Genomic DNA, 25,902 nt, shown 5'->3' with positions numbered 1-25,902 from the left:
CTCACTACTATGAATCACAGAATTTTCTTATATATCTTTACATCATTACTCATCTGTTCTTGCCAAGAAAACAATCAAATGCAAGCTGCTTTTGAAATCTCACCTAATCGTATTGGTCTTCTCACAAATGAAATAAAAGTATACCAACTGGACTCTATCTTTGCGAAAGATTCTATTGTAAGGAACATGACCCGGACAGAATACATCAATACCGCTAATGAGATTGAGGTTTTTGAAAAAGGAGGAAGAAAACTTTTAATATTAGAAGCAAAGCATGAAAACGATTCGAGTTCAACTATCCAAACTGTACAGGTAATTGACTCTCGCTACAAAACGGGTACTGGATTATCAAGTCAAAGTACATTCAAAGACATAAAAGATCAGTATACAATTTCCAAGATCAATAATACATTAAGTACCGCTGTTATATTTATAGATGATCTACAGGCATACTTTACTATCGACAAAAAAGATTTACCTTCTGAATTCAGGTTTAATACAGATAAAAAAATTGACGTTTCCCAAATTCCTGATACTGCCAAGATAAAACAATTCTGGATTCACTGGAATTAAACACCTCAAGACAAATGAGTTCTTCTAAAAAGTTTCTTATTCAAAAATCTCCTTTTGTCGTTCCCACTACAGATGGCAAATTGATCGAGGAGCATTTTGGCAACGCTACGGATGGTAATACAGAAATAAGCATTGCTCATATGATTGCACCTCCTCACTGGGAGGAGCCTTTTCAAACACCCGAATTTGACGAATACACCTATATCATCAAAGGGAAAAAACAAATTACCATTGATAACGAAAAAGTAGTATTAGCTGCTGGAGAATCTATAAAAATCCTAAAAGGTACCCGAATACAATACGCTAATCCATTTAATGAAGCCTGTGAGTACATTGCAATCTGTACTCCTGCTTTTTCTTTAGACACGGTACATCGAGAAGATGAATAAACACATAAAAAAAGCCCTTCCTTTATTAGTAGGAAAATACTTAGAGCTCTTATTTTTTTTCAACAAACAAAAAGCACTAGTACAAGCATTTACGTTCTTTTGTACTCCAAGAAAAGGTCGAATACTACCTGAACAGGAGCACTTTCTCGAAGAGGCTTTTGATGACATCCTCCATATAGAAGATCTCAAAATTCAATCCTACAGCTGGCCAAACCACAATAAAGAAACGATCTTGTTAGTACATGGATGGGAAAGTAACACCTATCGTTGGAAACCGCTTATAGAACTTCTACATGCTCAAGGTTATACTATTCTTTCCCTCGATGCCCCTGCCCATGGTTATTCTTCTGGGAAGCAATTTAACATTCCATTATACGCAGCATGTATGGACCTCATCATACAGAAACACAAACCTACATATATTATAGGTCACTCCATTGGAGGTATGACAACTCTCTATTCTCAATACAAGTTCAGCTACCCTTTTATTCAAAAAATCATTGCCTTAGCCCCTCCTTCTGAATTACAAGGGTTGCTATCACATTTTCAAAATACCCTGAAGCTCTCCGATAAATTCATTAAAGAACTCAATACTTACTTTAAAAGAGAGTTTGGCTTTTTTAGCCATGAATTTTCGATTGCAAATTATGTAAAAGATATTGATACCCCAGGATTATTAATCCACGATGCTTATGATGATATCACCCCTTATTCTGAAGCTTTGAAAATAAGTAAGTCTTGGAAAGGCGTCTCCTTTATTACCACTCAAAACTATGGACACTCCCTGTTTTTTGAAGAAGTGAACGAAATGATTCTTCATTTTCTAAAAAACGAACATTCTCACAATAGCAATACATAAATTATCTTTGCAATCTTTTCATGATACTCTTTTCGTGTCTTAATCTTATATTTGCACCTTATTATTATGTAGCTTATGTCAGAAAAAAAACTTGTCCGATTAAACAAATACCTCAGCGAAGTAGGATATTGCTCTCGTAGGGAAGCTGACAAGCTAATAGATCAGGGACGTGTCACTATTAATAATAAAGTTCCTGAAATGGGAACAAAAGTTGCTCCGGAAGATATTATCCATGTAGATGGAGCTCTTATTACTGAACCTAAAGAGAAGCATGTCTACCTTGCTTTTCACAAACCCGTAGGTATTGTCTGTACGACTGCTCAGAATGAAAAAGACAATATCATCGATTATATCAATTATCCTAAAAGAATCTTCCCTATTGGTCGGCTGGATAAACCGAGCGAAGGTTTGATATTTCTAACTAGTGACGGAGATATTGTCAACAAAATATTACGTGCGAGAAACAATCACGAAAAAGAATATATTGTCACTGTTAATAAGGTAATCAGTACCGATTTTATCAAAAGAATGGCTAATGGAATTCCTATTTTGGGTACTGTAACCAGAAAATGCACAGTGGAACAATTAAACAAATATGACTTTCGGATCGTACTGACACAGGGGTTAAATCGTCAGATTAGAAGAATGTGTGAGTATTTGGGGTATGAGGTTTTAAAACTAAAGCGAATTCGCATTATGAATGTCTCTCTGGACATTCCTGTAGGTCAATGGAGAGACCTTAGTCAACAAGAGCTACAAACCCTACGAGACGACACCCAAAACTCTGGAGGAACTGAAGAGTTTTCTTCAGAAGAGAAACATCGCTCTCCCAGAAGAAAAGAAGCAAAGAATGAAACTTCGAAAAGACAACGCAAGGAATTCCCAAAACGAAAAAAGAACGTTTCTTCCTCTAAAAGAAAGCGAAGAGATCGATAAAAGTTAGACTGAACCTCTAATGCCTTTCAGTTTATAATTTTCTCACAATCTCATAGCACACCTAAAACCCACACACAATCAACAAACTACACTAAAAAAAATTCTTTCTCCTATCTCTTCTTCATTACTTTTTTAGTATCTTAGGATATATCCTAATAATAAAAATTGAATTTTACGATCTCTAAAATTCAAGACCAGTAAACTAACTAATCTCCGTAATGATGAAAAAAGCTACCCTGATATTGTATTCCTGTATCTTTATTTTTTTTAGCTGTGGTGTTCCCCAGGAGGAATACGACAAGCTCAAAAAAGAGAATGAATCATTAAAACAAGAAATTGCAGATTGTCAACTTACTCCTGTACAAATTCTGGAACAAGCTAATGAGTATAATGGCAACCTAGAATACGAAAAAAGTAAATCCAGATTGATTGCATTAATAGAAAAATATCCAAAATCTACTGAAGCCCGAAAAGCCAAAAGATTACTAAAAAAAGTAGAGAAAGAAATAGAAGAAACTAAAAAGGCACTGGAAAGAGACAAACTAACCGAAAATAACAATGAAAATTTCAAAAAAGCAATCGGCAAGATGAAAAAGAAGTACGATGTCTCTAATTCGGTGACATGGTATTCTGATAAATCGTCGACATTATCCGGCACTAAAAACTTTCTACACACCTACATCGGTAAAAAGGAAAAAAGAAAACCCTGGATGGGTATCTCTGTTAATCATTTTTCTAAAGAAGAATGGCTTTTCATTAAACAAATTGTTATCACTGCTGATGGCAAAACATACACAATAGAAGAAGAGAATCCTGGAGAATTCAAAGCCAGCGAAACAGAAGGAGGTATGAGAGAATGGTTTGACAGGGTATTAAAAGAAAAAGATTTCGAAATGATCAAACAAGTTGCTGAAAGTAAATCTGCTAAACTACAGCTGATTGGCAAAACAACTACCAAAGAAAGAACAATCAGCCTGGCAGAAAAAAAAGCAATTAAAAATGTACTTAATGCTTTCGAAGCATTAGGAGGGTCTCTAAAATAACCCTAACGAGCTCTTATTAAAACTTATGACGCTATTTTCTGGTCTTAGAAAATAGCGTCGTTATAATATCCTGTATTGATACAAACAGCAAGATCTTTTTAGCAATAAAATCTAATTCTGAAATGAATCTCAGAACAGTTAAATTCCACCCATCAGGCAAAAATCATACTTATTTATAAGTATTTTTTATGATTCCTTACCATTTCTCCTTTTCTTTTATAAAATTCTCCCTATATTCCAAAAAATACAACAAAAACAAAAAAAGATGGATTTTACGAACCCCCTCGTATATGGTGTTCCTTGCTTTTTGGGACTCATTCTAGTTGAGCTTACCTACAGCAAAACTCATGGAGATAAAAACCTATATGAATGGAAAGACTTGGCTTCTAGCTTGACTATGGGAATAGGCTCTGCTATTATTGCTCCTTTAATCAAAACGATTTCTGCTATTGTAATATTTAATTATGTTTATGAGGTTTTCAATCCTCTGGTAGATGGAGTACGAACAAATATAATGGGATGGGAATCTTTTAGCTATGCCTGGTATGTTTGGATCATATGCCAGTTACTGGATGATTTTACCTATTATTGGTTTCACCGTCAGAATCACATGGTTCGGTTCCTATGGGCTGCACATATTGTACATCACTCTTCTGATAACTTTAACCTGGGAACAGCAGTACGCAATGGGTGGTTTACCATCTTATACAAACCTTTATTCTACATGTGGATTCCTGCCATTGGATTCCCCCCGGAAATGCTTGTGGTATGTTTAGGTATAGAAGCCTTATGGCAATTCCAACTTCACTCTGTCTATATCCCTAAACTAGGATTTATCGATAAAATATTTAACACCCACACTATGCATCAGGTACACCATGCCAAAAACATAGAGTATATGGATAAGAATCACGGAGGGTTTCTCAATATATTTGACAAAATATTTGGCACCTGGAAAGAATTAGATGACACCATTGAAGTACAATACGGTGTTACACACCCACCAAACTCATATAACCCATGGGTAATTCTCACACATGAGTATAAAGATATTTGGAATGACACTAAAAAGTCTAAAAATTGGTATCATAAATTTATGTATATTTTTGGTCCTCCAGGATGGAGTCATGATGGAAGTACACTAACGGTAAAACAAATGCAAAAACAATTAGCCCTGGAGAAGAAACAGAACACAGAAATAAGCATGCCTCAAACTACCTAAACCTGTTGTTACTCATATGCCATATCAAAATATTATAGATTCGCAACGTCAATTTTTCAATACGAATGCTACAAAAGATATTTCTTTTAGAATACAGCAATTAAAAATATTGAAAAATGCGATTAAGACAAACGAATCTTTACTTTATAAAGCCATTTATAAAGATTTTAAAAAATCTGATTACGAAACTTACGTAACCGAATTGGCTATTATCTATCACGATATTGATCTGGCATTGATAAAAATAAAGAAATGGGCAAGAAAGAAACGTGTCTCTACAGGGTTAACAAATCTTCCCGGAAGAAGTTACATTCTTCCTGAACCGAAGGGAGTAGCATTGGTTATTGGCGCATGGAATTATCCTTATCAATTATCCTTATCCCCTGTTGTTGCAGCAATATCTGCTGGTTGCACCATCGTATTAAAACCTAGTGAAATTGCAGCCAATGCATCTGCTGCATTGGCAAAAATAATCACTCAAAGCTTTCCTCCTTCTTATTTTAAAGTAATAGAAGGAGGCGTACGAAACACTACTGAACTGCTTAAGGTCAAATTCGATACTATCTTTTTTACGGGGAGTACCAAAGTTGGGAAAATTATTTATGAAGCTGCTGCAAAACAATTAACCCCTGTTATTTTGGAACTCGGAGGAAAAAGTCCCGCAATTGTCACTGCCGGAGTTGATATTGATATGACCGCAAAACGTATTGTATGGGCTAAATTCCTAAATGCAGGACAGACCTGTATTGCCCCCGATTATATCCTGGTAGAGAAAAAAATGGAAGCTGCCCTACTGGTTGCTTTAAAAAAACATATTGAGAAAGCTTCCTACAGTATCGATAACAGAAATTATACTCAGATTATCAACGAAAATAATCTGGATCGTCTGATTACCATGATCGACCAATCAAAAATATATCTGGGAGGAAAATTTGATAAAGAAAATAGAATTATAGAACCTACAATCATGAACAATGTTTCTTTTGATGATCTCGTCATGCAAGAAGAAATTTTCGGTCCTATTTTACCTGTGATTTCTTATGAAAAATTAACTCCTGTACTAGACAAAATAAAAACAATGGATAAACCTTTGTCTTGTTATATTTTTACCAAAAACAAAAACATGCGACAGCAAGTTCTTCGTGAAATATCATTTGGCGGAGGTGCTATCAACGATGCTTTGGTTCATTTTATAGAAGACAATCTTCCTTTTGGCGGAGTCGGAAGTAGTGGTATCGGAAGCTATCACGGCGAATATGGATTTAAGGCATTTTCTCATTATAAAAGTGTCTTACACAAGACATTCCTTTTCGAACTAAACCTAAAATATGCTCCTTACACTTCTCAAAAACTAGCCTGGATCAAAAAGCTTATCGGTTAACCTCTTTCTGCTAGAAGCTCTAAAATTTTGTGCTCTATCTCAACTGTATCCCAACGGTTCTTTATATTCGCTTCTTTCATGATTTCATCCATAATCTCAGACTGAATATCTCCGAGTTCTAATGCTTTTGCATAAGGCATATGACTAAATGTAACATTAGAATACAAGGGTTCCCACTTATCTGGATATTTATCCGAGAAATGTTTTTCTATTTGTTTTCTAAGCAAGAAATCAGGATCTGCGGTCTTACTACTCATTTCCATAAAGTTTCTATAAGACAACTCTGCAATAGCATCTGTATTCTTTTTTCTTGACTCCTGATAGGTTTCAAAAATAGCTTGCCAATCATCATTTTCTGCTTTGGAAATAATATCGTCCAATACAGAAATATCTTCAAAACCTGCATTCATTCCCTGTCCATAAAATGGTACGATCGCATGTGCTGAATCCCCTACCAGAGCAATTTTATCCCAATAAGTCCAAGGATAGCATCTCATCGTCACCAAAGCACTGGTAGGATTTTTATTAAAATCTTCTAGCAAAGTCGGCATTAAAGGAATTGCATCTGGGAAATTCTTTTTCCAAAAATTCAGTACCTTCTGATCATCTGTCAATGTTTCAAAAGAGTTTTCTCCTTCATGAGGCATAAACAATGTACATGTAAAACTTCCATCTAAATTAGGTAATGCAATCAACATAAATTTTCCTCTAGGCCATATATGTAATGAATTTTTATCCAATCGATGCGTTCCATCTGGATTTGCCGGAATTTCTAATTCTTTATATCCCGCATCTAAAAAATCCTGAGAATAATCAAATCTTGATCTCCTTTGCATCTTATGACGTACTCTGGAGAAGGCACCATCACATCCAAAAATCATATCATATTGATATTCTTTCCAGGCCCCTTTTTCTGTTTCTCCTGTATATATTTTTGCCTCTGGAAGATTGACATCCCAGACTTTTTCTTCAAATCTAAAAACAACTCCAGCTTTCTCTGCTAACGTAATCATTTCCCGATTAAGCACCCCTCTAGAAATAGAGTAAATAGCCTCCCCTTCATCTCCATAATATTGATGATACTCAGGTTTGCCATTGACATGCATGGCTCTCTTATGCATTGGGATCGCAATCTTTTTTATTTCATCTGCAATAGCTACCTTTTCTAACGCTTTCCATCCTCTAACTGACATTGCCAAATTAATGGAACGTCCACTAAATTCTACTTTTCTAATATCAGGACGCCGATCAAATACAGTAACTGAATGATTTCTTTTTCTTAGATATATTGCTAATAAGGATCCTACTAATCCACTACCAACAATGGCGATATTTTTTGCTTGCATAAATTTCTTTACTATTCAATCCTACCGATAAAATTTTAGAACCGTAAAAAGATATTGATTCGAGTTCTAATGTTTTCGGTGGATTAGCCTTAAGAAAAAGAACAATTACAAACATTAAAACCTTCTGTAAAAATAACAATTATTAATTAATTATCCTTCTGTTACTTTTATCCCGTAGTAATGATTAAAATCAATGAAACACATGTTATCTTTATAGAAAAAACTTTTAATTTCACCCCATTAAACACTAACTAACAGATAGTTATAAAAAAAATACATAAAAATTCAATTTCAATGTAATGATAACACCTCTTCCCCGACAAAATAATCATGATTAAGCAATTCAATGAATTTTCTACAAATGCTATTTTCAAAATAGCAAATGAAGAATTATTACAAACATACAGCCTATCCGAGCAGATAGGACTCTTCACTTTTATTTGGGCAACTGACACTCCTACTGAAATAGAAATAGATGGTGTTGCCACCACACTCAAAAAAAATAGTATTGCAGTTTTGACTCCTACTATTTTTTTTAGGTTTATAGGAGGTCAAAATGCTATTGTATATCAATTCAACAGAGAATTTTATTGTATTAAAGATCATGATGAAGAGGTTAGCTGTATGGGGATTCTTTTCTATGGAAATGCGACCAGTCCCATTATAGAATTATCTAAAGAAGAACATCATAAATTACAATTATTACATCAGGTATTTCTTGACGAGCTTGATACTGTTGACAACATACAAGCTGAAATGCTCCGTATTCTTATGGCTCGTTTTATCATTACAACTACCAGGCTTATAAAGCAACAAAGTAATTTTAAACATATGTTTGACGGACAATTAAATATGATCCGTGAATTTAATGTTCTGGTTAACTCTCATTTCAGAAAGGAACATTCTGTCTCTTTTTATGCAAAAAAGCTATTCAAATCTCCTAAAACACTTTCGAATACATTTGCTAAATACAAAAAGAGTCCCTTGCAGATCATTCATGACCGCATCATACTAGAAGCCAAAAGATTACTCATTTACTCTGACAAACCCACTAAAGAGATCGCTTATGAAATTGGGTTTGATGATCCTTCTCACCTAAGTAGAATGTTTAAAAAGAGAACTTCTCTTTCTCCTTCAGAATTCAGAAAAAATTTCAACAAAGACAAAAAGAGAATACCTAATGAACAAATTGACACTTTTGTCGATTATTTGGAAAAGAATTAACATAGTCTTTCTTTTTTTATCAAAAATTTAATATTTTAATCCTGTTTTTTACTCGTAAAAACCAACAATTATAAGAATTGGAATTCGTTGTTTTTATTCAAAGCACTGAATAACAATACTTCATGTTTTTTTTATTGAATAAAAACAAACAAATTCCCCAAAGTATCTATTAACTAGTACTTAACTCATAATGTTTTATGCCTAACTAATCTAAAAACTATAACAAACAAAAAATGAGTAGCACTAAAAAGATCTTTCCATTAGTATTAAGAATTATAGTAGCAGTTACCCTTATCCAAACCTTACGATTTAAATTCACAGGACACCCCGATAGTGTTTATATTTTTTCTAAGGTAGGTTTAGAACCATACGGTAGAATTGCCACTGGAATTGCTGAGCTTATTGCCGGGATCTTATTACTTATCCCTAAGACTGTATGGATCGGAGCAACTTTATCTCTGGGAATAATCGGTGGGGCAATTCTCATACATTTGACTAAGCTGGGGATTGAAATAAACAATGACGGTGGTCTTCTTTTCTTTACAGCCATTATCACATTTATACTAAGCGCAATACTATTATGGATAAAAAGAAAAGATGTTTCCTTCTTTTAAATCCTCATAAACTTTCAGCTTCTTTTTGCAATTTGATTATAAAAACAAAAAACTCCGAAAAATCGGAGTTTTTTTATCCATAGGAATAATTGACATTTCATAGGGAAAAACTACCATTCCCTTGTGCCTATTGATGTTGCATCTTTGTACCATCAAATTATAACAACAATTTAATTAATTAAAATATTAATATTATGAGCACATTTAATGTTCCTACTAGAGAAGAAGTATCAGAAAACAATCAAGCTATTTTTGACAATTTAAATAAAGCACTAGGGTTTGTTCCTAATTTATATGCTACCTATGCACACAGTAACACGGCCTTAGAAAACTACCTTAATTTTGCCAATGCAAAAACTTCTCTTTCTGCAAAAGAAAAAGAAGTTGTAAACTTAGCAGTAAGCCAAGTTAACAACTGTATATACTGTTTATCTGCCCATACTGCTATTGGAAAGATGAATGGATTTGACGATCAACAAATACTAGAATTAAGAGAAGGAAAAGCTTCTTTTGACAATAAATTAGACGCTTTAGCTAAACTAGCTAAAAACGTTACTGAAAACAGAGGAAGAGCTGATCAGAATGTTGTGGAAAACTTCTTCAATGCAGGATACTCTAAAGGAAATTTAATAGATACTATCGTATTAGTAGGAGATAAGACAATTTCTAACTATATCCACAGTACTACTCAGGTTCCTGTAGACTTTCCATTAGCACAACCTTTGGAAACTGTTTAATACTAAAAATTAACAATACATACTTACCGGGGAGGGAATATTCCCTTCCCAACTAAACAACAAATACACTTTACTTATGAAAAAGATTATTACATTATTTACATTCGTTTTAGCGATTACATTTACAGCATCAGCTCAAGATGTTAAAACAGTTACTCTCGAGCAAACAAAAGGTGAATTCACTCAAAAACAATTAACTTTATCAGAAGGAGAATACATCTTCAATATCGCAAATCACAACGCAGGAACTGACGTAGGATTTGTTCTTATACCAGAAGGAGCAGATGCTTCTAATCCTAAAAACCACATCAAAGAAGCGTATGTAAAAAAAGTAGTTACAGAAGGAACGACAGGTAGTACCAAGAAAGTTTCTCTTAAGAAAGGAACTTACAGCTACTTTTGCCCTTTAAACAAAACTCCTCAATACACGCTTATTGTAGAGTAATATATAATTGATTGGACTAAAAAAGCATCTCCGAGAGGAGATGCTTTGTCTTTATTTCTTTTTTTCTAAGATTCCTTTTTTTAGAATTTGACCAAATTCATACATATCTTCATAAGAAGAATAAAATGGCGCAGGTGCTAACCGAATCACATTCGGCTCTCTCCAATCAGTAATAACTCCATTTTTCATAAGATACTCGAATAATTTTCTTCCTTCGCCATGAAGAAACACAGAGATTTGTGTTCCTCTTTCTTCCTGGCTTACCGGAGTAATAATTTCGAATTCACTTGACACCTGAGTATCTATATCCTTCAATACAAACTCCAGATATGCGACTATTTTATTTCGTTTTTGTATTAATGCTTCCATTCCTACTTCTTCAAACATTTCTAAAGAGGCTAAGTAAGGCGCCATAGCCAGAATAGGAGCATTACTTAATTGCCATGCATCAGCATTCGGCATAGGTACAAATTCAGGATTCATCATAAATCTTGTTTCTTTTTCTGTACCCCACCAACCTTCAAAACGCGGAATATCTTTTTTTCCGTGAAATCGTTCATGAATAAAACATCCCGAAGCATTTCCAGGACCACTATTCATATATTTATAACTACACCAGGCTGCAAAGTCTACATCCCAATCGTGTAATTCTAAAGAAATATTCCCTGCTGCATGTGCCAAATCCCATCCTACAAAAGCTCCTACTTCATGTCCTACTTTTGTAATTGTCTTCATATCAAAAACCTGCCCGGTATAATAATTAACCCCTCCTAGAAGCACTAATGCGCAGGCATCTCCTACTTCTTTTATAACATTGAGAACATCTTCCTGCCTAAAATTATGCTCTCCTTCTCTTTTTTTGATTTCTACAATTGCCTCCTTTGGGTCATAGCCATGGAATCTCACCTGACTCTGTAGCATATATTGATCGCTTGGAAATGCTTTCTCTTCGCAAATAATCTTATATCTATTCCCCTTAGGACGATAAAAAGACACCATCAAAAGATGCAAATTAACCGTTAATGTATTCATTACCGTTACTTCTTCCGGTTTTGCCCCTACAATTTTAGCCAATGGTTTAGCAAGGCGTTCATGATAATCCCACCAAGGTTTTTGGGCATAAAAATGTCCTTCAACAGCCAATTCTCTCCAATCCTTCATCACATCATCTACATACGTTTGTGCACTTTTGGGTTGTAATCCCAAGGAATTTCCTGTAAAATAAATAACATCTTTTCCATTAACTTTTGGAAAAACAAACGATTCTCTATAAGAACGTAATGCATCCTCTGAATCTAACTGCTGTGCAAAAGCTTTGGTATTTTTAAATTGCATATTGATTACTATCTTTTTCTCAAAAATACGCATTCGTTACAAATTGTATTTCTGCTTCTGATAGATTATTCGAGTTTTTTTCATTTTTTGCAATTGACAATTTATCTTCCTATGATTTCTTTCTCCTTACACCTTCTTAAAAAGATGAGGAATCTGGGATCTGGTCCATCCTCGCCCAAAACTTTACACTTCTTTATTAACAAAAGTTCCTATGCATCTTATTAATAAAAAGAATATTTTTGCTCAAAAGTATACGACATGCATTTTATCCCCGAAGATTTAGATGATTATGTAGTTCATCATACAGAATCCGAACCCGAATTACTACGACAACTCAATAGAGAGACCTACCAAAAAGTATTGCAACCCAGAATGCTCAGCGGGCATTATCAGGGAAGGGTACTCAGTATACTTTCTAAATTAATTCGACCGGAAAACATTCTGGAAATCGGCACCTATACTGGCTATTCTGCTCTTTGTCTTGCAGAAGGGATGCAATCTAAAGGAGAACTTCATACGATTGATATCAATGAGGAGTTACAAGATTTTCAACGAAAATACTTTGACCTTTCTCCATTCGGACAACAAATACATCAGCACGTAGGAAATGCGTTGGATATAATCCCAACCATAGACATTTCTTTTGACTTGGTTTTTATTGATGCAGACAAGCCTAATTACCCTAATTACTTCGATCTTATTATAGACAAAATGAAAAAAGGAGGAGTTATCTTATCAGACAATGTATTATGGAGTGGTAAGGTCACCAAACCCCTAAAAAAAGAAGATGAATCTACCGCAGCTCTTCTTACCTACAATAAACTCCTAAAGGAAGACCCCAGAGTAGAAACCGTTTTACTTCCAATCCGAGACGGTCTTACAATAAGCAGGGTTTTGTAACAAAAAGACCATAGCAAATCAAAACGATTCGCTATGGCATTAATTAACTATTAGACATTTATTCAATGCTTACTGCACTGCTTTTAAAGCGTCTATATTCCCATATCCAAAATCTCCGTTTTTATTTGGATAAAATTCCCCTGCTTTTTTCAATTTTGTAAGCACCTGTGCTCTAGTCATCCCAGGGTTTCTAGCCCATACTAATGCTGCTATTCCTGCGGTAGCCGCAGTAGCAATTGAGGAGCCCGAAGAGTATTTTCTGGTTCCATTATTAAACCCAAGTACAGGAATTGTTCTACTTGTATTAGCTGCACGCTGCATCACTATTGTAAAATCAATTTCATTTCCATCATGGCACACATCACATCGATTGTATCCATTATCTTTTATTCCTGTTACAGCTACTGTTTCACTCATATTTGCAGGAAAAATAACCCCAAACCAATTAGTAAAACTAGTAGATGTCCCTCCTGCTGCGATGATAAGTTTTCCTTTACTGTATGCATACCTAACAGCATCTTTAACATTTCCAATAGACCAGGGATATCCAATCGACATAGAAATGATTTTTACATCGCTTTTATTACCCAAAGCGGTCAACGCATCACTTACTCCTTTTCGTTCGTGATAATCATTTAATAATACATCTTCTGTCCCTCTATACGAAACCAAATTACAGTTATAAGCAACTCCTACCGGCATATTACTCGAATTACGAGGAGATGCGATTGCAGATGCCATCGATGTTCCATGCCCACATTTATCGTTTGGTCCATCTACATTTGTAGACCACCAGAAAGCACCATCTATAAATGTTCCATACTTACTGATTGTTCTGCCGCTAGATGCTCCATCATTGAACCCTGAGCCCAATAAATTCTGATTAGGAGAGATTCCGGTATCTATAACTCCTACAGTAATTCCTGCTCCTGTACTATGATTCCAGGCTTGCGAAATATTATGCTTATCATAACTCCAAGGAACCCAAGCTGCCGGAGTTATCACTCTATAATCGTTACTATTGATTGTTTCATTATCTTTTCTACATCCAAAACTCGATTTTTGAGTTTCCTGTTTTAAGTAAGAAGCATATCCTATAGGTTCTAAATAACGGATATGATCTTCTTTTTTTAATGCTACAATAGTTTCCAGAGAAGTTACCTTGACGTCTATAACATTCAATATTTTATCTTCATGCATTTTGAGTTGAGATTTTTCAACTCCTTCATGCTGATAAATAACGTTATAAATATCTTTCTTTATCTGATTCAGTGCAGGAGATTTTACTTCAGAAAAACTTTGTCCTTCTTCTCCATACCCTACACTAAGAACTTTATCCCCATGGAATACAGCACTCCATAAAACATGAGCAGGTGCTTCTGTCCAATTAACATCTCCATGTGTTTTTAGTTCTTTTGCGATATAGGCATTAACTTCTTTGATTGATAATAATTTTTCTTCTGTTTGTTCTTCTGTTTCAGAAGTGATTATATCATTAGATTCTTCCTTTGTACAGGAAAAGATTAAGAATAAACAAATTATAATAAAAGGTGTTTTTTTCATTTTAAATTAAGTTTGAGTTTGTGTGAAACTTCTATTAATAAAAATTTAATTTAATGTTACTATATTTGATAATTGCGCAATTATAAGTGAAATATATTAAATATTTCTCAATAAAATAAAAGATAAAGTATCAAATACACAAACAAAAACTCGATATTATGCCTGCATAATACTATAAAAACTCACAAAACCCCTTAAAAACAAAGGAATTTGAGACTTGAAAAAATATTTGTTTTTTTTAAAAAAAAGAATAAAATTTTCTAATAAGAGAAGAATTAGAGCTTTCTTTTTACAGAACCGGAAAACTCTTCGATATCATCTTTTACCTGATTGATTCCTTCTTTAACATCAGATGTTATAGAAGTGATTTCTTGATCAATCCCATGGCGTTCTGCACTTTTGGTAATTTCTGATTTAATATCATTGGTAGCATCTTTTACGACACGCATTCCTTTCCCTAAACCTCTAGCGATTTCAGGTATTTTATCTGCACCAAAAACCATTACCAAAACAAAAACGATAAAGGCAATTTCTGGACCACTAATAAATAAAGGAAGTACTGTCATAACTAGTTGCAAATATAAGGACAATAAACTCCATAAAAAAGCCAACTACGAGAGTTGGCCTTATTTTTATATATTGAATATTGTTTTTTTATTGTTTCTGACTTCGTTTCTTGAACTGATCAAACTTATTTATTGGAGCAGCTCCTTTTGGCCAATTGTTATTAGACGTATCAATATCTGCTGTTTCGTTTTTAGGATCCACAGTTATCTTCACTATTTCCTTATCTGAAGCAATTGATTTTTTAACTTCCAAATCATTTTTTCTCCAAACTTGTGCAGGGTATTTAATTGTTTCTGATGTCCCATCTTTATAACTATATTCTACAATTAATGGCATCACCAACCCTCCTGGTTTCTCGAATGTAACTTCATAAAAATACTTCGGATTTTTTAATGCTGTTCTTTCTGTAGCAGAGAAATTATCCATCATATATTCTTTTAATGATTTAGAGGTTTCTATAGAACTTTTCTCTTTATATTCTTCTTTGTAATCATTAGCTCCTTCTTCTACCAAATACACTCTAGGTCCTAAATCACTTTCTTTAATTCCTCTGCTCTCTATAAATGCTTTTGCTCTATCATTTATAGAAGAAGACACATAATACTTTTTCACATCTTTTACTCCTATATCTGTATAATCTGTAGTGTAAAACCAGCCTCTCCAGAACCAATCTAAATCAACTGCAGAAGCATCTTCCATCGTACGGAAAAAATCTTCTGGTGTTGGATGCTTAAACATCCATCTCTGGGAATAAGTCCTAAATGCATAATCAAACAAATCTCTTCCCATAATTGTCTCTCTAAGAATATTCAATCCGGTAGCAGGTTTTGAATATGCATTAGATCCAAACTGATAAATATTGTTCGATTGTGTCATGATAGGAGAAATAAAACTCTGATCCCCACTCATGTAAGGCACTATTTTTTCTGCTGGTCCTCTACGCGATGGATATTTTTTTAATGGTTTTAAAGCTTGTGGATACCATTCTCCAAAATCTTGTTCTGCTACGTATTGTACAAAAGTATTTAGCCCTTCATCCATCCATGTCCACTGACGCTCATCACTATTGACAATCATAGGAAAAAAGTTATGTCCCACTTCATGTATAATAACACTGATCATTCCGAACTTAACCCGGTCAGTATATTTACCATCTTCATCTGGTCTTCCCCAGTTCCAACAGATCATAGGATACTCCATACCTTGATTTTTTGCATGTACAGAAATTGCCTTATGATATGGATAATCAAATGTCATTCTACTATAAGATTTCAAAGTACTCGCAACAGCAATTGTCGACCATTCTTCCCACAATGGATTCCCTTCCTTAGGGTACATAGAAACAGCCATCACATCTTTTCCTCCAACTTTTACAGCCATCATATCCCAGATAAATCGTCTGGAAGTTGCAAAACCAAAATCTCTAACATTCTCTGCTTTTAATTTCCATGTTTTCTTCCCTTTAGAAAATGTTTTTGAATTCTCTTCAGCTTCTTTTTGAGATACAATAATCACAGGTTTATCATATGATTTCTTAGCTTTCTCATATCTTTTTAACATCTCTTTAGTATACACTTCCTTACGGTTGGTAAGTACTCCGGTACCATCTAGAATATGATCATCCGGCGTTGTGATATTTACTTCAAAATTACCAAAAGGTAATGCAAATTCTCCTCGTCCCCAGAACTGAGAGTTCTGCCATCCTTCTACATCATTATATACTGCCATTCTCGGGTAAAACTGAGCGATTACATAAGCTCTATTTCCATCCTCAAATTCTTCATAACCAGATCTCCCTCTTCCATCTACATGATTATTAATATTATACCACCAATCTATCGAGAAAGTAAAACTTGCTCCTGACTTTAGGTGTTGAGGCATTTCTACACGCATCATTGTCTGATTAATCGTATACTTTAATGCCTTTCCATTTTGATCTTTTACAGCAGTAATATTAAACCCTCCATCAAAAGGCTCTTTGAAATATTTTTTAACAAACTGATCTGGGGTATCTCCTATCCCCATAGGATCATTTTGTATTAATGGAGTTTTAGAATCTTTAGCTCTCATATTTTGATCCAACTGAACCCATAAAAATTCTAAAACATCAGGAGAATTGTTTGTATAAGTAATTGTTTCCTTACCTGTTAGCTTTTTATTTTCATCATCCAGTTCTATATCCATGATATAATCAGCTTGTTGCTGATAATACGCAGAACCAGGAGCCCCAGAAGCTGTACGATACATATTTGGAGTTGAAAACTCCTGATACAGCTGTCTAAATTTATTTTCATTAATATGCCCTAACTCACGAGTTTCTGCTTTTTGTTCTTGTGCATATGACACAACTCCAGAACCCCAGAAAGCAACAGAAAATACAAATAATAATTTTTTCATTTTGATTGACATTGCGTTAACTATAAAAGCGCAAAATAATTTATTTTTTAAAGAATTGATGATTTATTTACTAAAATTTAACAAGTCCACTTTCTCGTTCTTTCTCCAATATTAAACTTTTTCGCTCTTTCCCTTTTTTTATGTGAATAATATTTTGTTGTTCTTCAAACACATCCATCAAGGCTTGATTGGTCACCTCTATCTCATCCAGCCCTGACACTCCCAAAACTTCGAAATAACAGAGAACCAGATCATTTTCATATTCTTTCCCTAAAAAAGAACAACTCACCTCTTCTCCATTTACCCTAATTATTAGTTTTTGCCTGAAATACGACTCTAAATACGATACAACCATAGGATCTTCCCCCTCTGGCAGAAACGTAAGAGATTCATCATATCGTTCTCGCATTACCTTCTCCAAATCATCTATAAAAACCCTGGATATAACCTGTAACGATTTTTCTTCCTCTTTATACTCTATCTGAGTAACACTTACATAAAACTTATGTAATGTAGTAAATGAACTCACTACAATTACCATCATGACCAAACCTAATAATGCTTTTTTTTTCATCTTTCTTATGGAACAATATCTGTAATTCTTATTAACTTTTTTCTATGAAGACAAGCCTTTAAAAACACCTAATCCAACTGCTTATGCTCTTTATATTGTTTTGCTTTTTTCTGATAAAAATCCATCAACACTAAAAGGTCACCTATCCTTATCAATTGCTTAAACTTTGCATCTTCTTCGCAATAATACACAAAATCAGTTACTAATTCTTGAGGAATCCCCAAAGTTTCTGTAAAAAATACCGGATCCATAATTTTTTCACCTTTGGAGACTAAACTCCTTTTTTCATGAATATTTTTATGCTTCTTTAGCCTTTTAATTGTTCCGTTTAACAGATTGATAGGATAATCTAATATCCCTGATTTAGCTGTAAACAGTACCCTATCCACTTTGGGCAATGGTTCCAAATCTAAAAACGGAAGCCCAAGCGTTCTGTTACTCACATAGGGGTTCACTTGTATTTCTTTTGAATCTTTTCCCAAAAAGCCTGTTAATTCTGTATCTCTTATATTTACTTCATTCAGCATTGTAACAGCAGATATTAATGGAATCACCACAAGCTCTTTATCAAGATCTTCTTTTTTTACCACCCACACATATTCATTATACTGAACAGAAGAAAACACTACCGAATCATTAACTTTTACAGGAATTTCAAAAAAACCCAGTTCGTCATTTGTCGTACCTTTCTGCTGGGTATAATTAACAATATTAATAGCATATCCCTGAATCGCATCCCCTTCCACTTTTCCTTGTATCATTTTTACATCTTGCCCCAATATGACAGAAGGAATAATGATCAAAAAAAAGCAACACAAGAGTTGCTGATTCTTCTCCAAAGCGCTAAAAAAATATTTTTCTCCCATAACTAATTATACACCCCAAAGACTACCTAAAACACATTGTGTGACACTCCGAGAAACTAACATCATGATAACTTCAAAGAGTATTCCAAAATACACCTATCATTTCTCCCTTAAGTTTTCTAAAAATAATTTACATTAGCTTGTTTAAAAAAAGGAGACGCATATCTGAGTAACAATATAAAATCTCCTTCAAAAAACGCTGATGGCAATTCCAATTAGAAATACATACAACCAGTAAAGCACAATTATAATCATATGAAAAAATGCATCATCGCCAGTACTTCAACCATACATGGAAGCGGTTATCTGGAATACATTCTCAATGACCTAGCAAACTTATTTTCTAACACAAATGAAGTTCTCTTTATCCCCTATGCAAAGCCCAATGGGATCTCTCATGATGAGTATACTCAGATAGCACAACAGGCATTTCAAAAAATAAACATAGCTCTCAAAGGAATTCATTCTTTTGCTGATCCGATCAAAGCTATCAAAGACGCTAAAGGTATTTTTACCGGAGGAGGAAACACCTTCCTTCTTGTTAGTCAATTATATAAAAATGATTTATTAACCGTTTTAAAGGAGGTCATAGAAGCCGGAACTCCTTATTTAGGAACCAGTGCTGGAAGTAATATTTGCGGTCTCGATATGAAAACCACTAATGACATGCCTATTATCTACCCTCCCGGCTTTAAAACTATCGGTATTCTCCCGTTTAATATTAATCCACATTACTTAGACCCAGATCCTACCTCTACCCATAAAGGAGAAACCAGAGAAACCAGAATCAAAGAGTTCCACACACTTAACTCCCAACCTGTAATCGGATTAAGAGAAGGCAGCTGGTTAGAACTTTCTAATAATGATATCTTACTAAAAGGTGCTTTATCTGCTAGAGTTTTTGAGCAACATAAAAAACCTTATGAAGTACCTTCTGGAAGCTCTTTTGCCAACCTTAACTAACCGTCATGGAATACCAAAATATCTTACACCAGATTCAGTCTGAACTCCCTTATCAAAAAGCAATAGGAAAAGTAGCCTCATACATCCCTGAATTAGAAAAAGTTCCTAAAGACAAATTTGCCATGCATTTATATTGTCTAAAATCCGGACACTATCACATTGGAAGTCATGAAGAAAAATTCTCTATTCAAAGTATTTCTAAAGTATTCTCTCTCAGCCTGGCTATGTCGTTAATCGGCGATGATATTTTCAAAAGATTGGATGTAGAACCATCGGGAGATCCATTTAATTCTCTCGTACAACTAGAGCACGAAGAAGGAATCCCCAGAAATCCTTTTATAAATGCCGGAGCACTCGTCATTTCTGATATATTACTATCCAAATTAAAGCACCCTAAAGAAGAACTCCTCGCTTTTATTAGTGGGATCAGCAATATTCCTACTATCAATATTGACAATGATGTTTTTGAATCTGAAAAAAAACACAGTTACAGAAATGCTTCCTTATTGAATCTTATGAAGTCTTTCGGAAATATCGAAAATGATATCGAGGAGGTTTTGGATTTTTACACCTATCAATGTGCTATAGAGATGTCTTGCAAAGAACTTTCTTCTGCCTTTGCTATCTATGCAAATGAAGGCAAGAAACCAACTACTTCAATAGCACTCATACCTCCCAGTAAAATAAAAAGAATTAATGCCATCATGCAAACTTGTGGTTTTTATGACGAAGCCGGAGAGTTTAGCTTTAGAGTCGGTTTACCTGGTAAAAGTGGTGTCGGCGGGGGTATTGTCGCTATACACCCAGGACAATACACTGTTGCTGTATGGAGCCCTCCTCTAAACCCTAAAGGAAACTCGGAATTAGGAATGTATGCACTGGAACGGCTAACAACCTTAACCGGATTATCTATATTTTAAGAAAACCATTATTTTTATACCTTACATCAAAATTGTAATTCACCCCCATGAGTGACTTAATAGAACAGCAAAGAGAACATTTTGAAAATATTTCTGAAAAATATTACAATGCCCGAAGAGCAACAAATCATTTGTGCCTAAAGAAATTAATGTGGCATTTTTTCTTTAAAAACAAAAAACATCTAAAAAACCAGCAATTATCTGTTCTGGAGCCCATGTGTGGATACTCTGAAGGAAAATCTATACTCGAAGAAAACATTGGTAATCTGGGATCGTATGAAGGCTTTGATTATAGCTCTGTATTAATAAAAAAAGTCAAAGAAAAAAATCCAGCTTTACATGTATATGTTCAGGATATCTCTACCTTTAAGAGTGACAAAAAATTTGATATCATTATTATCATTGGAGGGCTTCATCATGTTCCATCTATGTGTGAACAAGTAGTCGAAAACCTAAAAAACAACCTAAAAGAAGGCGGTTCCTTTATCCTCTTAGAACCAACACACAATAATATTATCTTTAGAAAAATCCGGGAACGCATCTACAAAAAAAATGAGCTATTTGATCAGGAAACCGAAAAGGCTTTTATCTTAAAAGATCTGAATCAAATGTTTCTAAAAAACGGATACACTCTAAAAGATCAAATATACCCAGGACTTCTCTCATATATTTTGTTTTATAACCCGGATGCTTTTCCTTTTCTAAACATAGGAGGTAAAGGGCTGGTTAAATTATTATTTAGAATAGATTCATTATTTTTCAGAAACTACATTGGAAGAAAGCTTTCCTTTGCAACACTAAGCTTATATAGTACACATTAACTCTTTTGACCGGTCTCTTTTTTTACCAAATAGAGAGGTCTGGCTTTTGTCTCATTAAATATGCGAGAAACATACTCTCCAATTATAGACATTATAAATAGCTGAACTCCTCCCAGAATAAGAATAGTTATAAGAATAGAGGTCCATCCTTCGACATTAACTCCCTTAAAAAAATTGTACAAAATAAAAATCGAATATACGATTCCGGTAACAAAAAACAATAATCCTAAGTAGAGGGATATTCGCAATGGTTTTGATGACATACTCGTTATCCCGTTGACTGCCAAAACAAGCATTTTTTTTAAGGTATATGAAGTCTTCCCAGAATACCTGGGTTGTGAAGTATACGCTACAAACGTCTGTTTAAATCCAATCCAGCTTATAAGTCCTCGGGTAAAACGGTCTTGTTCTTTTATTTTCAAAAACGCATCTACTGTTTCCCTACTCATTAATCTAAAGTCTGCACTATTGGGTTCTACTCGTACATCAGACAACTTATTAATCAGAGCATAAAACCATTTTGATGTTTTCCTCTTAAAAAGAGAAGTAGAAACCCCATCAATTCTCTTGGTATTCACAATATCATACCCCTGATTGTATTGTTGAATCATCTCAGGGATTACCTCTGGCGGATGCTGCAAATCGCCATCCATTGTTACAACTGCATCTCCCTTTGCTTTTTCCATTCCTGCCAACAAGGCTATCTGATGACCAAAATTTCTGGAAAACGAAATCCCCATAACACGATTATCTACATCGGCTATTTTTTCAATTTCTCCAAACGTACCATCCTTACTTCCATCATCAACAAATATCATTTCTACCACAAAATCAAAATCATTCAACACCTTTTTCAATTCTTCAAACAGGATTTTGATATTATCTTGTTCATTAAAACAAGGGATAACTATTGACAGTGTATTGATTCTCATTTGTAAATTTTACTTATTCATTTGATTTTTTCAACTGTTGACGTAATGCCATCAAGTACTCATGACTTATTTTCATTCCCATTTTTTTTGCTTTCATCGCATCTTCTAATGCGCCTTTATAGTTTTTGACATTAACCCGGCACAATGACCGAATATAATAATAGTTTGGTTTATTTTTTTTCAACCTAATAGCCTCATCTAAATAGGTATTAGCATCGACATAATTTTTTATCGCCATATTCGAATGACCAATCAGATAATATGCATAATCATTTGCTTTATCGTATTTCAGTATTTTCTCCATATCAAGGATCGTTTCCTTATACTTCTTCTTTTCGAAAGAAATCTTAGCTCTCTCTTTAAGGTACTTTATATTATCTGGATCCAAGAATAAAATCTTATTCAAATCCGCCAATAAAGAATCTTTTTGTTTCAACTTATAATAAATAGCTGCCCTATTCTCATAAGCTCTCTGATAAGATGGGTTTAAAAAGATAGCTTGGGATACATGATACAAAGCGCTATCATATTGCTTTCTACTAAAATAAATTTTTCCAATATTACTATGAGCTAAATACTCTGGTTTAATTTTTATTGCTCGTTTATACAACACCAAAGCCGTATCTAATTTTTTTTGAGTTCTATAATAAAACCCCAAACTATTGTATGCATATTGATTATTAGGATTTGCCTCTACAGCCTGAGTCCAAACACTTTTAGAGTTTTTAAAAACTGGTACTCTATTAAAAGACTGAATAGAGAAAGTAATCAAAAACCCTAATACTAAAATAAAAAACAATGACTTATTATTCCCCAGCAATTTCTTAATGTGCTTTAAAATCAAATACAGCAAAAACGCAAAACCTATTATAGCTACATATGCATAACGATCCGCCATAAAAGAATCTCTTAAATGAAAAAAAGCAAATGCCAGCCCAAGACTTAAAAAACCAAAACTCCACAAGAAACCGAATCTAAATAATTTATTCTTAAGAGACAGATACCCTCCTAACAATAACACTCCTAAAGAAAAAAACATATTAAAAACAGAAGGAGAATTCCCCTCTAATGGATACGGATAAGAAAAAGACAATTTAAAAGGAAATAAGAAATTATAAAAATAGGATAGTATTGTTTTAGATAACAACCCTACTTTATCATACAAAGACACACTCCTATTAACAATACTAGGACCTCCTGTTTTGGTTATCTCTATAGTCACTAAGCCGAATATCATGGTAAGTATTGCCCAAAACACCATTTCTACCCAGAATCTTTTGACATTAATTGTTTCTAATTTAATAAGGCTTATCAAAAACAGCCCTACAGGAAATAATACAGCCTGCTCTTTAGTAAAAAGAGCTAATACAAAACAAACAATAACAGGAATTAAATTACTTTTCTTACAATTATTTTCCAGATATCTTATATAGAACCAATACCCAAGAAACATAAAAAAAACAGCATTTCTGAAAATCACAGAAATCCAACCGATAGTCTCTACCTGCATAGGATGAATCGCAAAAACCAAAGCTACGAAAGATACTAATACTTTATCTTCAAAAAGCCCGTTAAAAACTTTAAACAACAAAGTAACATTAACAAGATGTACTAATAAAGCACAAATCTTAAAAGCTGTTGCATTTTTACCAAAAATAGAATACAAAATAGCGTGATACACTTCTCCTAATGGAGAATATTGCCCTCCTTGGAGAGTTGTAAATATATTTACTATAGAACTCCATGATAAGTCAATCACATTTTTATTTTCATAAATATACCAGTTATCATCATATGTAAGAAACTGTGACCCCAGGAACACAGGACTATAAACTCCTAAACCAATTAACAAGATCGCTAGTAAGATCTTTTGCGAATCTGTTTTTTGCAAAACCTCTTCATAGTTAGTCAAAATTTTATTCGCCATTATCTATTTCTAAATTTATTTAGTAAATATATTAAATTAGCTCATATAGCATATCCCTTGCCTATTTCAATTATTCTTTTTTTCAGAATATATCAAAAGACTAAATCATATCCTTGTTAAAAAAGACAAGTTCTCCTCTACCCTCCTTTTTCTCCAATATAAAAGAATATGTAAATTTATGAATAACCAATTATCAAAAGACAAGAAGTACGGCTTACAATTAAATAACGAAGTCTTATATAATCACACACATTCTACTTATCTCATTTTTTTTCATCAACATATTATGTTATATAATTGATTTTAAATTAAAATGATTATATTTTAAGGAATAAAAAAAAATCTCATCAATATTGATGAGATTTTTTTAGAGCGGGAGACCGGGTTCGAACCGGCGACATTCAGCTTGGAAGGCTGACGCTCTACCAACTGAGCTACTCCCGCCTTTGCGGTTGCAAATATACATCTTTTTTATAATTAGAAAAGAACTTTTTAAAAAAAATGAATAAAAAATATTGTACTTAAAAAAAGTTAAAATTAATGCATTTAATCCAACAAAAGCGCATTTAATCGGTAAAACCCCGGAAAATAAAAAAAATAATGTATTTTTGTTAACAGTTTTTTATAATTTAAATAAATCCTTATATTAGTTACTGTTATGAAATTTTCAATCAACTAATTTATGGTATAACCGTAAAAAAGAAACGGACTCAAAAAATAAGAAATTTCTTACAAATATGAAAATAAAAGCTACCCTAATCTTACTCATTTGTTTGAATTTTAGCGCATTGTATGCTCAGGTAAAAATAGGAGACAATCCTAACGTTATCGACCCTACCTCTATTTTAGAGTTACAAAGTGCCGATAAGGTTTTTGTACTTACTCGAATAAATGACAGCCAAATGAATTCCCTAACACCTTTAGAAGGTGCTATGGTTTTTAACACCGATCAAAACTGTGTTTTCCAATTTGATGGATCCAATTGGGTTTCTTTGTGCAATTCAACTGAATCAATAACGTTCATTATTGATAATGGAGATTCTTACACTTATATTAATGAAGAAGGAACCACTTATACCATTAATAAAGCACAATTAATAGATAATGGTGACGGAATCTTTACATTTGATAACGGAGGAGGAACTCCTATCACATTTGATGGCACAGATAATCAGCAACTAACTCTTACCGGAAATTTATTATCGCTTGAAAATGGGGGAAATGCTGATTTATCTATTTATTTAAACACCTTAACAACCATCATAGAAAATGCAAATGGAACGTTCTCCTATGTAGATGAGGACGGATCAACAACAACTGTAGATGTAAGCAACCTGGAAACATTAACATCCCTGGCGCTAAATGCGG

Annotated in this window: 24 protein-coding genes, 1 tRNA gene and 1 pseudogene; 16 read left to right on the top strand and 10 right to left on the bottom strand. The window is 33.8% G+C overall.

Going from position 1 to position 25,902, the window contains the following annotated elements; genetic code table 11:
* The first annotated feature begins 9 nt into the window (after positions 1–9).
* The 7 genes from ACFSTE_RS09655 (at position 10) to ACFSTE_RS09625 (ending at position 6,403) form a co-directional block, all read left to right on the top strand.
* Positions 10–573 carry a hypothetical protein gene (locus ACFSTE_RS09655; RefSeq protein WP_176029097.1) on the top strand — a complete coding sequence of 188 codons (564 nt, stop codon included), beginning with the start codon at positions 10–12 and terminating at the stop codon, positions 571–573.
* Between the two features lie 14 nt (positions 574–587).
* Positions 588–962, top strand: a complete 375-nt coding sequence (locus ACFSTE_RS09650; RefSeq protein WP_176029096.1) for a cupin domain-containing protein — start codon at positions 588–590, stop codon at positions 960–962.
* Entirely contained in the window at positions 955–1,821 is an 867-nt protein-coding gene (locus ACFSTE_RS09645; RefSeq protein ID WP_378256581.1) for an alpha/beta hydrolase, read from the top strand. Before ACFSTE_RS09650 ends, ACFSTE_RS09645 begins: the two co-directional genes overlap by 8 nt.
* 75 nt (positions 1,822–1,896) lie before the next feature.
* Entirely contained in the window at positions 1,897–2,757 is an 861-nt protein-coding gene (gene rluF / locus ACFSTE_RS09640) for a 23S rRNA pseudouridine(2604) synthase RluF (protein WP_378256583.1), read from the top strand.
* A gap of 218 nt (positions 2,758–2,975) precedes the next feature.
* Entirely contained in the window at positions 2,976–3,800 is an 825-nt protein-coding gene (locus tag ACFSTE_RS09635) for a hypothetical protein (protein ID WP_378256585.1), read from the top strand.
* Between the two features lie 265 nt (positions 3,801–4,065).
* On the top strand, positions 4,066–5,022 hold the full coding sequence (locus tag ACFSTE_RS09630; RefSeq protein WP_176029092.1) for a sterol desaturase family protein: 957 nt from the start codon (positions 4,066–4,068) through the stop codon (positions 5,020–5,022).
* Between the two features lie 16 nt (positions 5,023–5,038).
* On the top strand, positions 5,039–6,403 hold the full coding sequence (locus ACFSTE_RS09625; RefSeq protein ID WP_378256587.1) for an aldehyde dehydrogenase family protein: 1,365 nt from the start codon (positions 5,039–5,041) through the stop codon (positions 6,401–6,403).
* Here ACFSTE_RS09625 and ACFSTE_RS09620 read toward each other — a convergent pair.
* Positions 6,400–7,749: an FAD-dependent oxidoreductase gene (locus tag ACFSTE_RS09620; protein ID WP_176029090.1), complete on the bottom strand. Its 1,350-nt coding sequence runs from the start codon at positions 7,747–7,749 to the stop codon at positions 6,400–6,402. The genes ACFSTE_RS09625 and ACFSTE_RS09620 overlap by 4 nt on opposite strands.
* Before the next feature lie 330 nt (positions 7,750–8,079).
* On the opposite strand from ACFSTE_RS09620, the gene ACFSTE_RS09615 reads away from it, so the two are divergent.
* The 4 genes from ACFSTE_RS09615 to ACFSTE_RS09600 all read left to right on the top strand — a co-directional run bounded on the left by ACFSTE_RS09615 (position 8,080) and on the right by ACFSTE_RS09600 (position 10,769).
* The gene (locus ACFSTE_RS09615) at positions 8,080–8,973 is read left to right on the top strand and encodes a helix-turn-helix domain-containing protein (protein ID WP_378256589.1); all 894 of its coding nucleotides are present in this window, start codon (positions 8,080–8,082) and stop codon (positions 8,971–8,973) included.
* Between the two features lie 233 nt (positions 8,974–9,206).
* Complete coding sequence (locus ACFSTE_RS09610) at positions 9,207–9,587, top strand: DoxX family membrane protein (protein ID WP_176029088.1); 381 nt, start codon at positions 9,207–9,209, stop codon at positions 9,585–9,587.
* A gap of 194 nt (positions 9,588–9,781) precedes the next feature.
* Positions 9,782–10,324, top strand: a complete 543-nt coding sequence (locus ACFSTE_RS09605; RefSeq protein ID WP_176029087.1) for a carboxymuconolactone decarboxylase family protein — start codon at positions 9,782–9,784, stop codon at positions 10,322–10,324.
* Between the two features lie 76 nt (positions 10,325–10,400).
* On the top strand, positions 10,401–10,769 hold the full coding sequence (locus tag ACFSTE_RS09600) for a cupredoxin domain-containing protein (RefSeq protein WP_176029086.1): 369 nt from the start codon (positions 10,401–10,403) through the stop codon (positions 10,767–10,769).
* Positions 10,770–10,820: 51 nt separating this feature from the next.
* Here ACFSTE_RS09600 and kynU read toward each other — a convergent pair whose 3' ends face one another.
* On the bottom strand, positions 10,821–12,104 hold the full coding sequence (gene kynU, locus ACFSTE_RS09595; RefSeq protein ID WP_378256593.1) for a kynureninase: 1,284 nt from the start codon (positions 12,102–12,104) through the stop codon (positions 10,821–10,823).
* A gap of 258 nt (positions 12,105–12,362) precedes the next feature.
* Between kynU and ACFSTE_RS09590 the strand changes: the two genes are divergently transcribed.
* Positions 12,363–13,004 (top strand): O-methyltransferase, encoded by a 642-nt coding sequence (locus tag ACFSTE_RS09590; RefSeq protein ID WP_378256595.1) that lies wholly within the window; start codon positions 12,363–12,365, stop codon positions 13,002–13,004.
* 69 nt (positions 13,005–13,073) lie between these two features.
* On the opposite strand, the gene ACFSTE_RS09585 is transcribed toward ACFSTE_RS09590, so the two are convergent.
* The 5 genes from ACFSTE_RS09585 to ACFSTE_RS09565 form a co-directional block, all read right to left on the bottom strand.
* Positions 13,074–14,567, bottom strand: a complete 1,494-nt coding sequence (locus ACFSTE_RS09585) for a S8 family peptidase (RefSeq protein ID WP_378256597.1) — start codon at positions 14,565–14,567, stop codon at positions 13,074–13,076.
* 275 nt (positions 14,568–14,842) lie between these two features.
* The gene (locus ACFSTE_RS09580; protein ID WP_176029082.1) at positions 14,843–15,133 is read right to left on the bottom strand and encodes a Sec-independent protein translocase subunit TatA/TatB; all 291 of its coding nucleotides are present in this window, start codon (positions 15,131–15,133) and stop codon (positions 14,843–14,845) included.
* An 88-nt stretch (positions 15,134–15,221) separates the two neighbouring features.
* Positions 15,222–17,531 (bottom strand): M1 family metallopeptidase, encoded by a 2,310-nt coding sequence (locus ACFSTE_RS09575; RefSeq protein ID WP_176029081.1) that lies wholly within the window; start codon positions 17,529–17,531, stop codon positions 15,222–15,224.
* A gap of 70 nt (positions 17,532–17,601) precedes the next feature.
* A complete protein-coding gene (locus ACFSTE_RS09570) occupies positions 17,602–18,105 on the bottom strand; it encodes a DUF6702 family protein (protein ID WP_176029080.1) in 504 nt (167 codons plus the stop codon).
* A 68-nt stretch (positions 18,106–18,173) separates the two neighbouring features.
* Positions 18,174–18,971, bottom strand: a complete 798-nt coding sequence (locus ACFSTE_RS09565; protein WP_378298117.1) for a hypothetical protein — start codon at positions 18,969–18,971, stop codon at positions 18,174–18,176.
* A gap of 255 nt (positions 18,972–19,226) precedes the next feature.
* Between ACFSTE_RS09565 and pepE the strand changes: the two genes are divergently transcribed.
* Genes pepE through ACFSTE_RS09550 form a run of 3 tightly spaced genes read left to right on the top strand, consistent with a single transcriptional unit; the run spans position 19,227 to position 21,675 of the window.
* The gene (pepE, locus tag ACFSTE_RS09560) at positions 19,227–19,934 is read left to right on the top strand and encodes a dipeptidase PepE (RefSeq protein ID WP_378256602.1); all 708 of its coding nucleotides are present in this window, start codon (positions 19,227–19,229) and stop codon (positions 19,932–19,934) included.
* Between the two features lie 5 nt (positions 19,935–19,939).
* The gene (locus ACFSTE_RS09555) at positions 19,940–20,854 is read left to right on the top strand and encodes a glutaminase (RefSeq protein ID WP_378256604.1); all 915 of its coding nucleotides are present in this window, start codon (positions 19,940–19,942) and stop codon (positions 20,852–20,854) included.
* A 47-nt stretch (positions 20,855–20,901) separates the two neighbouring features.
* Positions 20,902–21,675: a methyltransferase domain-containing protein gene (locus tag ACFSTE_RS09550; protein WP_378256606.1), complete on the top strand. Its 774-nt coding sequence runs from the start codon at positions 20,902–20,904 to the stop codon at positions 21,673–21,675.
* Here the strand turns inward: ACFSTE_RS09550 and ACFSTE_RS09545 are convergent.
* The 3 genes from ACFSTE_RS09545 to ACFSTE_RS09535 form a co-directional block, all read right to left on the bottom strand.
* Positions 21,672–22,607 carry a glycosyltransferase family 2 protein gene (locus ACFSTE_RS09545; RefSeq protein ID WP_378256608.1) on the bottom strand — a complete coding sequence of 312 codons (936 nt, stop codon included), beginning with the start codon at positions 22,605–22,607 and terminating at the stop codon, positions 21,672–21,674. The genes ACFSTE_RS09550 and ACFSTE_RS09545 overlap by 4 nt on opposite strands.
* 13 nt (positions 22,608–22,620) lie before the next feature.
* Positions 22,621–24,534 (bottom strand): tetratricopeptide repeat protein, encoded by a 1,914-nt coding sequence (locus ACFSTE_RS09540; RefSeq protein ID WP_378256610.1) that lies wholly within the window; start codon positions 24,532–24,534, stop codon positions 22,621–22,623.
* Between the two features lie 371 nt (positions 24,535–24,905).
* A tRNA-Gly gene (locus ACFSTE_RS09535) sits at positions 24,906–24,978 on the bottom strand.
* Positions 24,979–25,271: 293 nt separating this feature from the next.
* On the opposite strand from ACFSTE_RS09535, the pseudogene ACFSTE_RS09530 reads away from it, so the two are divergent.
* Positions 25,272–25,902 (top strand): annotated as a pseudogene (locus ACFSTE_RS09530) (hypothetical protein); the annotation flags it as partial.

This window comes from Aquimarina hainanensis (assembly GCF_042684685.1).
GTDB lineage: Bacteria > Bacteroidota > Bacteroidia > Flavobacteriales > Flavobacteriaceae > Aquimarina > Aquimarina hainanensis.
This window is presented reverse-complemented; position numbering and strand designations above follow the sequence as displayed.